Annotated in this window: 9 protein-coding genes; 2 read left to right on the plus strand and 7 right to left on the minus strand. The window is 74.6% G+C overall.

Features of this window, described 5'->3' with window-relative positions; genetic code table 11:
- Positions 1-586: 586 nt before the first annotated feature.
- Positions 587-1,390 carry a DNA-formamidopyrimidine glycosylase family protein gene (locus RKE29_RS23985; RefSeq protein WP_312007679.1) on the plus strand — a complete coding sequence of 268 codons (804 nt, stop codon included), beginning with the start codon at positions 587-589 and terminating at the stop codon, positions 1,388-1,390.
- 148 nt (positions 1,391-1,538) lie between these two features.
- Positions 1,539-2,687: a sialidase family protein gene (locus tag RKE29_RS23990; protein ID WP_312007680.1), complete on the plus strand. Its 1,149-nt coding sequence runs from the start codon at positions 1,539-1,541 to the stop codon at positions 2,685-2,687.
- 66 nt (positions 2,688-2,753) lie between these two features.
- Here RKE29_RS23990 and RKE29_RS23995 read toward each other — a convergent pair whose 3' ends face one another.
- The 7 genes from RKE29_RS23995 to RKE29_RS24025 all read right to left on the minus strand — a co-directional run.
- Complete coding sequence (locus RKE29_RS23995) at positions 2,754-3,236, minus strand: DNA starvation/stationary phase protection protein (protein ID WP_312007682.1); 483 nt, start codon at positions 3,234-3,236, stop codon at positions 2,754-2,756.
- 508 nt (positions 3,237-3,744) lie between these two features.
- Positions 3,745-4,128, minus strand: a complete 384-nt coding sequence (locus tag RKE29_RS24000) for a helix-turn-helix transcriptional regulator (protein ID WP_312007683.1) — start codon at positions 4,126-4,128, stop codon at positions 3,745-3,747.
- A gap of 109 nt (positions 4,129-4,237) precedes the next feature.
- Positions 4,238-4,735 carry a CinA family protein gene (locus tag RKE29_RS24005; RefSeq protein ID WP_312007689.1) on the minus strand — a complete coding sequence of 166 codons (498 nt, stop codon included), beginning with the start codon at positions 4,733-4,735 and terminating at the stop codon, positions 4,238-4,240.
- Between the two features lie 83 nt (positions 4,736-4,818).
- A complete protein-coding gene (pgsA, locus tag RKE29_RS24010) occupies positions 4,819-5,463 on the minus strand; it encodes a CDP-diacylglycerol--glycerol-3-phosphate 3-phosphatidyltransferase (RefSeq protein WP_312007684.1) in 645 nt (214 codons plus the stop codon).
- Positions 5,460-7,058, minus strand: a complete 1,599-nt coding sequence (gene rimO, locus RKE29_RS24015; RefSeq protein WP_312007685.1) for a 30S ribosomal protein S12 methylthiotransferase RimO — start codon at positions 7,056-7,058, stop codon at positions 5,460-5,462. Before rimO ends, pgsA begins: the two co-directional genes overlap by 4 nt.
- 75 nt (positions 7,059-7,133) lie before the next feature.
- A complete protein-coding gene (locus tag RKE29_RS24020) occupies positions 7,134-7,943 on the minus strand; it encodes a RodZ domain-containing protein (protein ID WP_312007686.1) in 810 nt (269 codons plus the stop codon).
- Between the two features lie 373 nt (positions 7,944-8,316).
- On the minus strand, positions 8,317-9,944 hold a 1,628-nt coding region (locus RKE29_RS24025), incomplete at its 5' end, for a DNA translocase FtsK (protein WP_312007687.1).

Consider the following 9,944-nt stretch of genomic DNA (forward strand, 5'->3'; position numbering starts at 1 on the left):
GCCCCGGCGGCGGGTGGACGGTGCGGCGCCCGCCTCAGCCGCGATACCCACCCACGGCGCGGCCCCCAGCCGGCGGTCGCCGACCGCCCGAGGCGTGGCGCGTCCGTATCGGAACCGACCGCGGCCCCCTCCGGGCACGACCACGCCCGGCGGCGGCTACCGGGTCGGCAGGGCGCGGACGGCCCGCTTCGCACGGCGGGCCCCGCTTCCCGAGGTGTTCCGGGGCGCGGCGACGGCCGGGCCCGCCCGGGGCGCCGGCCGGGCGCACGCGCCCCGCGCCGGAGCCCCGGAGGACGCCCCGGCGCGAGGGCACCGGCTCCCCGCATCCCGCACCCCGGCCGCCGGACCGACCGCACCGGCCGCACCCCGCCGCGCCCAGGGCCGTACGGCTGCCCCACCGGGCCGCGCCGAGCGCGGGCGCGCACGCGCCCCCGCCGGGCCGCAGCGAGAGGCGGACCGCCGCGCGGGCAGGACGCCCGGGCTGGGGCGACAAGGCAGGGAGCGCAGGGGTCCAGTCGGGGAGAAGGCCCGGGAAGGGAGTACGCCCGGAAGAGGGCGCCGGGGGCCGCGGGGCATGATGGTCGGTATGCCCGAAGGAGACACCGTGTGGCAGGCGGCCCGGCGCCTTCACGAGGCGCTGTCCGGCAGCCCGCTGGTGCGCTCCGACCTGCGGGTGCCCCGGCTGGCGACCGCCGACCTCTCGGGACGCCGCGTCGTCGAGGTCTTCCCGCGAGGCAAGCACCTGCTCGCCCGCGTCGAGGGCGGCCTGACCCTCCACTCCCACCTGCGCATGGACGGCGCATGGCGCGTCTACGGCCCCGGCGAGCGGTGGCGCGGCGGGCCCGGGCACGAGATCCGCGCCGTCCTGGCCACCGCGGAGCGCACCGCCGTCGGCTACCGGCTGCCCGTCCTGGAGCTGCTGCGCACCGCCGACGAGGGCCGGGTGGTCGGCCACCTCGGCCCCGACCTGCTGGGCCCGGACTGGGATCCGGACGAGGCGCTGCGCCGGCTGCTCGCCGACCCCGGGCGCCCGCTCGGCGACGCCCTACTCGACCAGCGCAACCTGGCCGGGATCGGCAACGTGTACAGGTCCGAGCTGTGTTTCCTGCTGCGCGTCTCCCCCTGGCTGCCCGCCGGTGACCTGCCCGCCCCGGAGCGCCTCCCAGCGCTCGCCAAGAAGCTCCTGGAGGCCAACAAGACCCGTGTCGCCCGCGTCACCACCCCCGACGACCGGCGCGACCGCCGCCTGTGGGTGTACGGCAGGCCCGGCCGGCCCTGTCGGCGCTGCGGTACGCCCATCCGACACGCCCGGCAGGGACGCGCCGGCGAGGAGCGCGCGACCTTCTGGTGTCCGGCCTGCCAGCCGCCGCCGGTCCGGCGTCAGCCCTGACCAGAGTGCGGCCCGCGCCAGGCCCTCGGCCGCCAGGCCCGCCCGGGGGGCCTGGCGCGGGTCCCGCAGCCGGCCCTCGGCGCCCGTTCGTCGCGGACATGCCGGATAAGCTGCCCGCCTTACGACCACACCAGTCCCGGGGGGAATCATGCGCCGCACCGTCGCCAGCACGCTGGCCGTCACATCCGCCCTGGCCCTCGCCGCGGGGTGCGGCGCCGACCGCCCGCGGAAGATCGCCGCCGCGGGGAGCTGCACCGTGTCCACCCCGTTCACCTCCGGCCGCGACGGCTACCACGTCTTCCGCATACCGGCCGTGGTGCGGACCCGCGGCACCCTGGTGGCCTTCGCCGAGGGCCGGCGCGGCTCCGCCGCCGACTCCGGCGACGTCGAGGTGGTCGCGCGGCGCTCGACCGACGGCGGGTGCTCCTGGAGCCCGATGCGGCGCGTCGCGGACAACGGGCGCGACGTCGCGGGCAACCCCGCGCCCGTCGTGGACCCCGCCACCGGCCGGATCGTCCTGCTCACCACCCGCCAGTCCGGCGCGGTGACACAGCCGCAGATAGAGGCCGGAAAGGTGGGCGCCGCGCAGGGCCGCCGGGTGTACGTGCAGTCCAGCGCCGACGCCGGGGCCACCTGGTCCGCGCCGAAGGAGATAACCGGCGCCGCCAAGCGGCCGGGCTGGCGCTGGTACGCCACCGGTCCCGGCGCCGGGACAGCCCTGGCCTCCGGCCGCCTGGTCATACCGGCCAACCACACGGCCGCCGGCTCGGCCGGGGCCCACCTGCTGCTCAGCGACGACCACGGCGCCACCTGGCGGATAGGCGCCGTGGACGACCACTCCGACGGACGGCTGCGGCCGGACGAGTCCGCCGCCGCGCAACTGCCCGACGGGCGGCTGTACGTGAACGCCCGGGACCAGTACGGCACGGACCCGGCGAGCCGCGTGTCCACCTACAGCCTGACCTCGGGCAGCTCCTTCTCCGCCCCCTTCCGCCCGGCCGCCGGCCTCGTCGCGCCCGTCGTGGACGGCGCCCTGCTCCAGGACGCCGGCACCAGCTGCCGCCCGCTGCTGTTCTCCGCCCCCGACGACCCCGCCGCACGGCGCCACCTGACGGTGCGCCGCAGCCTGGACGGCGGCCGGACCTGGCGGACGGCCACGGTGGTCACGCCCGGCCCGGCCGCGTACTCCGACCTGGTCAAGATCGACCGTACGGTGGCGGGAGTCCTCTACGAGACCGGCTCGAAGTCCGCCGACGAGCGCGTCGAGTTCCGGCGCTTCACGGTCACCTGCCCCTGACGCGCGCCCGCCGGGCCCGCCCGCGGGCCGGAGCCGTCAGGCCCGGCGGGCGCCCCGGCATGTGCCCTACGCTGCCGCCTTCACGTTCTCCGCCTGGAACATCCAGTGGTGCTTCTCCAGCTCGCGGGTCAGACCGATGAGAAGGTCCTGCGTCACCGGGTCGGGCTCCTCCGTGGCCGCCACCCGGTCGCGCATGCGGGCGATCACCGCGCCGAGCGCGTCGACGAGGATCCGTACGGCCGCGGTGTCCTCGGTCCAGCCTTCCTCGACCGTCTTGATGCCGCTGGTCCTGGCCACGGTCTCGGCCCGGCCGTCCGGCACCAGGGCGAGGGCCGCCGCGCGCTCGGCGACGCTGTCGGTGTACGTCCTGGCGGTGGCGACCACCTCGTCCAGCTGGAGGTGGATGGAGCGGAAGCGGGGGCCGACGATGGTCCAGTGGACCTGCTTGGCCACGAGGGACAGGTCCACGAGGTCGACGAGAGCGCCTTGCAGGGCATCACCGACGATCTTGAGGTTGTCCTCCGAGAGCGGGCTCTTCATGACAGTCATCCGCCTTCTCCTCCTCAGTCGGTTCGATCGGTACGGCCCGGAGGCGATCCGTCGATCGGCCGGGCCGTCACCCCCTTGCGTCCCGGCTACCCACGATCCCGCCGGCCTCACCTGCCGGATCCGTCCGCCCGCGCACCCGAGCCCGTCTCATCCAGCGGACCGGCGCCCGGGCGGCGGCGCCCGGTGGTGGCACGCACACGGGCCCCGGGCGGGTACGTCTCGTACCGGCCCGGGGCCCGCTGCACGGCGCTGGGAGACTAGGCCGTGTCGTTTGGATCAGGGTGGATCAGGGAGCGGCGTCCGGTGCTCCCCCAGCTACCGCTGGGAGGTACCCCCCCCCGGCTGCAAGGCGGAGGAGGAGAGCGCAGGGGGCACCTCCCAGCGGTAGCTGGGGGAGGCACTGCGTGCGACGACGACAACGCCGCACAGGGGCACCTCCCGGCGGTAGCCGGGGGCGGGGGCACCCCCAGCGGTAGCTGGGGGAGTGCCNCGATCCAAACGACACGGCCTAGGCCGCCACCACGTCCACCGCTTCCGAGGGCGACTTGATGGTGACCCGCTCTTCCGGCACTCCTGTGACAGATGTCACGGACACGGAGTTGAGCACGGGCCGCATGGGCGCGGGCACCGACTCGCCCGCGGCCGCGGACTCGGCCAGCTCGGCGAGCGACAGCTCGTCGCTGACCTCGCGCATGACCTGGGACATCCGCACGTCCAAGGCGTCGCAGATGGCGGAGAGCAGCTCTGAGGACGCCTCCTTCTGGCCTCGCTCGACCTCTGACAGATAGCCGAGGGACACCCGGGCGGAGGAGGAAACCTCGCGCAGGGTCCGGCCCTGGCGCTGCCGCTGCCGGCGCAGCACGTCACCCAGCAGGCGACGGAGCAGAATCATCGCTGGCTCCCTCCTCGGACCTCGGTCGCGGATCCATTACGCCCCACCGTACCGCCTCGGGACGCGCCCGTGCGGGGAGCGATGTCGTGTTCACTCAGGGCTGCAAACATCAAATCCCCCCGTCCTGTTCCGTATCATGTGCCCTTGCTGTCGCGATTAATTCGCCGAGCAGCAGTCGGATCGCCGCCTGGACGGTCTGCGCGCGGATTCCGGCGCGGTCCCCGGCCAGGCGCAGCGGGGCCACGGACGCGGCGCCGTCCGGCCCGGCGACGGCCACGTAGACCGTGCCGACCGGCTGCCCGTCCTGCGACGCCGGACCGGCCACCCCGGTGGTGGACACGCCCCAGTCGGCGCCCAGCGCGCGCCGGACGCCCCGTGCCATCTGCCGCGCGACCTCCGGGTCGACCGCGCCGCGCGCGGCCAGCAGCGCCTCGTCCACACCCAGCAGCTCGCGTTTGAGCGCGGTGGCGTAGGCGGTCACCGAGCCCCGGAAGGCGCGGGAGGCGCCCTCGACGGCGGTCAGCTCCGCGGCCACCAGGCCGCCGGTCAGCGACTCGGCGACGGCCACGGTGTGGCCGCGCCGCTCCAGCAGCCGCAGGGCGCGCACGGCCGGGCCGCCGGCGGTCGCGGCGTCGGCGCCGCCGGCCGGCAGGCCGGGGTCGGCGGCGCCGGACGCGCGGCCGACCCCGCTCACCGTACGGGCTCCCGCGCCCGCGCGCGCTCGGCGGCGAGCCCGGCCCGGCGCAGCACCACGGCCTGGCGCACGTAGTCCAGGCCGGTGGCCACGGTCAGCGCCACGGCCACGGCCATCACCCAGTAGCGGGCGGTGGCCAGCGGCCCGGTCAGCGCCAGGATGTACAGGCCCACGGCCGCACCCTGGGCGAGCGTCTTGGCCTTTCCGCCCCGGCTGGCCGGGATGACCCCGTGCCGGATCACCCAGAAGCGCATCAGCGTGATGCCGACCTCGCGGAAGAGGATCACGCCCGTCACCCACCACGGCAGGTCGGAGAGGGCGGACAGGCAGATCAGCGCGGCACCCATGATCGCCTTGTCGGCGATCGGGTCGGCGATCTTGCCGAAGTCGGTGACCAGGCTGTAGCGGCGGGCGAGCCGTCCGTCGAAGAGGTCGGTGATCATGGCGATCATGAAGGCGGTCCAGGCGTAGGACCGCCACTCCGGGTCGTAGCCGCCGTTGTGCAACATCAACAGGACGAATCCGGGCACAAGGAGCAGTCGCACCATAGTGAGGATGTTGGCGATGTTCCACAACCGGACGGGCCGGACAGCCGTGGCCGTACGGGGCCTGCCCGCAGCCGAGGCCGGGACTCCGGTCACCTGTCCGCCTCCTCGGTACACGGACCGCCGTGCAGCGGCCGCAGGGGCTCCGCGACGAGGTCCACTCCCTGCGCCGCGACCACCTTGGCCTCGACCATCGTGCCCGGGGCGAGTCCGTGGCCGGGCGTGAGCACCGTCTGGCCGTCCGTCTCGGGCGCCTGGTGGGCGGCGCGCCCCGCCATGGCCCCCTCGGACGGGCCGTCCTCCGCCTCCCAGGGGTCCTCCGCGACCTCTTCCACGAGGACCGTGACCGTCTCGCCCAGCCGCTCCTCCGCGCGCTGCGCGGTCAGCTCCTCCGCGAGCCGGGAGACGCGCTCCAGCCGCTCCGCGACCTCCTCCGGGTCGAGCTTGCCGTCGTACGCCGCGGCCTCGGTGCCGTCCTCGTCCGAGTACCCGAACACGCCGATCGCATCCAGCCGCGCCGCGCCGAGGAACCGCTCCAGCTCGGCCAGGTCCCGCTCGGTCTCGCCGGGGAAGCCGACGATGAAGTTCGACCGGACCCCCGCCTGCGGCGCCCGGGCCCGGATCCGCTCCAGCAGCTCCCAGAAGCGCTCGGTGTCCCCGAAGCGGCGCATGGCGCGCAGCACGCCCGGCGCCGCGTGCTGGAAGGACAGGTCGAAGTACGGCGCCACCTTGTCGGTCGACGTCAGGACGTCGATCAGGCCGGGCCGCAGCTCGGCGGGCTGGAGGTAGCTGACGCGGACGCGCTCGACGCCGTCCACCGCCGCCAGCTCGGGCAGCAGCGTCTCCAGCAGCCGGATGTCGCCGAGGTCCTTGCCGTACGAGGTGTTGTTCTCGGAGACCAGCACCACCTCCCTGACCCCCTGCCCGGCGAGCCAGCGGGTCTCGGCCAGCACGTCGGCCGGGCGGCGGGAGACGAAGGAGCCGCGGAAGGAGGGGATGGCGCAGAACGAGCAGCGCCGGTCGCAGCCCGAGGCCAGCTTGACCGAGGCCACCGGGCTGGTGCCCAGCCTGCGGCGCAGCGGCGGGCGCGGACCGGAGGCCGGGGCCACACCCTCGGGCAGGTCCGGCAGGTCCGGCAGGTCCGCCGGGCTCGCCGGGCCGCCGGGGACGGACGCGACACCCTCCACGCGAGCCCCGTCCGGCGTCGCCTCCTGGCCGTGCCCGGGCAGCGCGACGCCGGCTCCGCTCGCCGCCTCCGCCCGCTGCGCCGGGCTGATCGGCAGCAGCTTGCGCCGGTCGCGCGGGGTGTGCGGGGCGTGCACGCCCCCGGCCAGGATGGTGCGCAGCCGGTCGGAGATGTGCGCGTAGTCGTCGAAGCCGAGCACCCCGTCGGCCTCGGGCAGCGCCTCGGCCAGCTCCTTGCCGTACCGCTCGGCCATGCAGCCCACGGCGACCACGGCGCGGGTGCGCCCGTGGTCCTTCAGGTCGTTCGCCTCCAGCAGGGCGTCGACCGAGTCCTTCTTGGCGGCCTCCACGAACCCGCAGGTGTTGACGACGGCGATGTCCGCGTCGGCGGCGTCCTCCACGAGCTGCCAGCCGTCCGCCGCCAGGCGTCCCGCGAGCTCTTCGGAATCAACCTCGTTACGGGCGCAGCCGAGGGTGACCAGGGCGACAGTACGGCTTTCGGGCATGCGCTCAGACTACTTCGTCCCGGCGGCGGCTCCCGCTGCCAGGGCTCCCGGTCACCCCCGCGCGCGGCCGGGCACTCAGCCCTGCTCGGGGTCTCCCTTGGTGTACGTCAGCCGCTGGACCTGCCCGCTGTCGCCGACCTCCTCGACCTCCTTGCCGTTCACGAACAGCTTGATCGCTCCGGCGTTGCCCAGCACCAGGTCGATCCGGCTGCCGTCGTGGAAGGTCTTGGAGTCGCCCTCCTTCAGGACGCCCTCGTGCATCAGGCGCCCGTTGTGGTCGCGGGCGGAGAACCAGCTGCGGCCGCCCTCCGCGGTGAGCGTGACCGTCACCTGGTCGGCGGGGACGCCCGCGATGGCACTGTTCGACGGCTCCGGCCTGGGGTCGGCGGGCCTGCCGGAGGGCGTGGCGCCGGGCCCGGCGGCGGTCGGCTTGGCCGTCGCGGACTCCTCGGCGAGCGGCGGGCCGTCGTCCCCGCCGCCGCCCTTGACGAGCGTGAAGCCGACGAAGCCGATGACGACGACGATGGCGGTGACCATGGCCGCGGTCCAGTTCGGGCGCCGGGGCTCGGGCCGGATGCGCTCGGCCTCGAACATCGGCGCGGCCGACGTGGGCTCGGGCCGCCCCCCGTGCTCGGCGTCGTACTGCTCGACCAGGGGGACCGGGTCGAGGCCGACGACGCGGGCCAGGGCGCGGATGTGACCGCGCGCGTAGACGTCGCCGCCGCAGCGCGTGAAGTCGTCCTGCTCGATGGCGTGCACGATGGGGATCCGCACCCGGGTCACGCCGCTGACCTGGTCGACGGTCAGCCCCGCGGCGATACGGGCCTGCTGGAGGGCGCGACCGATCGAAGGCCGGTCGTCTTCGGGGGAGTTGCCGATGGACACGGGGGCGCCTTTCAAGCGTGTAGCCACCTGCTGGGTGTTCAGTCTAGGGGTGGTACGAAAGGGTGAGGCAAGCGGGAGGAGGGAGTCTGTCCGCCAACAGGACTGCCCGATGATCATGGCAGCGAGACACCTGTCCACGCTCCCTTCACCTTGACGTGTCAACGGGTGAAAGGGTTGCCCGTACACCGCTCCTGAATCCCCGGCGGGCCGGGAAATCCGCCGGACCGCGCTCCGCCCGCCCGGCCGGAGCCGGACCGGCCCGCAGCGGCCCGGCCGGAGCCGGACCGGAGCCCAGCCGGAGCCGGGCCGGAGTCCGGCCGGAGCCGGGCCGCGCCGCGAAACCAGTCGCCGGGTCTCCCGCGGGACCGGAGCCCTAGGAGGGGGACTCTCCCCGGATCACCGCGAGCACTCCGTCGAGTTCGTCCGGTTTGACGAGGACATCCCGCGCCTTGGAGCCCTCGCTGGGGCCGACGACGCCCCGCGACTCCATGAGGTCCATCAGCCGTCCCGCCTTCGCGAAGCCCACCCGCAGCTTGCGCTGGAGCATCGACGTGGACCCGAACTGGGTGGAGACCACCAGTTCCGCGGCCTGGCACAGCAGGTCGAGGTCGTCGCCGATGTCCTCGTCGATCTCCTTCTTCTGCGCCGTGCCCACGACCACGTCGTCGCGGAAGACGGGCGCCATCTGCCGCTTGCAGTGCTCGACGACCGCGGCGACCTCCGCCTCCGTCACGAAGGCGCCCTGCATGCGGGTCGGCTTGTTCGCCCCCATGGGCAGGAAGAGGCTGTCGCCCTTACCGATCAGCTTCTCCGCGCCCGGCTGGTCGAGGATCACCCGGCTGTCGGCGAGGGAGGAGGTGGCGAAGGCGAGCCGGGACGGCACGTTCGCCTTGATCAGCCCGGTCACCACGTCCACCGAGGGCCGCTGGGTGGCGAGCACCAGGTGGATGCCCGCCGCGCGGGCCAGCTGGGTGATACGGACGATGGAGTCCTCCACGTCGCGCGGGGCGACCATCATCAGGTCCGCCAGCTCGTCCACGATCACCAGCAGGTACGGGTAGGGCCGCAGCTCGCGCTCGCTGCCCTCGGGCTGGCGCACCCGCCCGGCGCGGACCGCCGCGTTGAAGTCGTCAAGGTGCCGGAAGCCGAACGCGGCGAGGTCGTCGTAGCGCAGGTCCATCTCGCGTACGACCCACTGCAGGGCCTCGGCGGCCCGCTTGGGGTTGGTGATGATCGGCGTGATCAGGTGCGGGATGCCCTCGTAGGCGGTCAGCTCCACGCGCTTGGGGTCGACCAGCACCATCCGCACGTCGTCCGGGGTGGCGCGCACCATGACCGACGTGATCAGGCAGTTGATGCACGACGACTTGCCGGAGCCGGTGGCGCCGGCCACCAGCACGTGCGGCATCGTGGCCAGGTTGTGCGAGACGTAGCCGCCCTCGACGTCCTTGCCGAGTGCGACGATCATCGGGTGGTCGTCGCCGACCGAGGCGGCCGAGCGCAGCACGTCGCCCAGCCTGACCATCTCGCGGTCGCTGTTGGGGATTTCGATGCCGACGGCGGACTTGCCGGGAATCGGGCTGATGATGCGTACGTCGGGGCTGGCGACGGCGTACGCGATGTTCTTGGTGAGCGCGGTGATGCGCTCGACCTTCACGGCCGGGCCCAGCTCCACCTCGTAGCGGGTGACCGTCGGCCCGCGCGTGAAGCCGGTGACGGCCGCGTCGACCTTGAACTGCGAGAACACGGTCGTCAGCGACTCCACGACGGCGTCGTTCGCCGGGCTGCGCGTCTTGCCGGGGCCGCCGCGCTCCAGCAGGTCGAGGGAGGGCAGCGCGTAGGTGATGTCGCCCGCCAGTTGCAGCTGCTCGGCGCGCGGCGGCAGCGGCTCGGGCGGGTCCGGCGTCTCGCGCGTGAGGTCGGGTACCACGGCGGGCCGCTGCGCCCCGCCCGCGCCCCGGTCCCGCCGGCCGGCCGGCCGGTCCGGCGCGGGGGGCGTGC

This window comes from Streptomyces sp. B1866 (assembly GCF_031932565.1).
In the GTDB taxonomy this organism is placed as follows: domain Bacteria; phylum Actinomycetota; class Actinomycetes; order Streptomycetales; family Streptomycetaceae; genus Streptomyces.